Origin of the sequence: Chromohalobacter sp. HP20-39 (genome assembly GCF_033052815.1) — a bacterium.
GTDB lineage: Bacteria > Pseudomonadota > Gammaproteobacteria > Pseudomonadales > Halomonadaceae > Chromohalobacter.
This window is the reverse complement of sequence record NZ_JAWHTP010000274.1, coordinates 1-376: the sequence shown is the minus strand read 5'-3', so window position 1 is coordinate 376 and position 376 is coordinate 1. Positions and strand designations below refer to the sequence as shown.

Below are 376 nucleotides of genomic sequence, written 5' to 3'. Positions count from 1 at the left end.
CAGACTTGCAATGGCGAACCCTGTGCTTTGTTCACCGGGATACCAAGACTCGACTTGCCCGAGCCCTATCGCAAGGGGCCCAGTCCCGGCACCGCAGTGTTCGTCTGGCGCTGGATGGACGACGACTTCAAGTCCCGTTTGGAAGGGTTCCTATTGGAGTGCGCCTGGCTGCAACTATCAGCCACCGCCTTCGTGTCCTTCGGGCTACTACGCTGCCAGTGGCCCTTCTTGGAATGGATCGAGCTGGGTAGGCCTGAACTGTCAGCCGACGGCACCTCCGCCCCCGCCGCCGCCTGCAGGTCACGTGTTGGTGGCAACGTATACAACCAACAGCTGTGGCAACCTTGGGCCCTTTAATGGATACGCAGACGGAACG

1 protein-coding gene is annotated in these 376 nt (G+C 60.6%); it reads left to right on the top strand.

Translation table 11 applies throughout. From position 1 onward, the window contains the following. A partial coding sequence (locus tag RVY79_RS17960) for a hypothetical protein (protein ID WP_317465877.1) occupies window positions 1-357 on the top strand: 357 nt, incomplete at its 5' end. Between the last annotated feature and the right edge of the window lie 19 nt (window positions 358-376).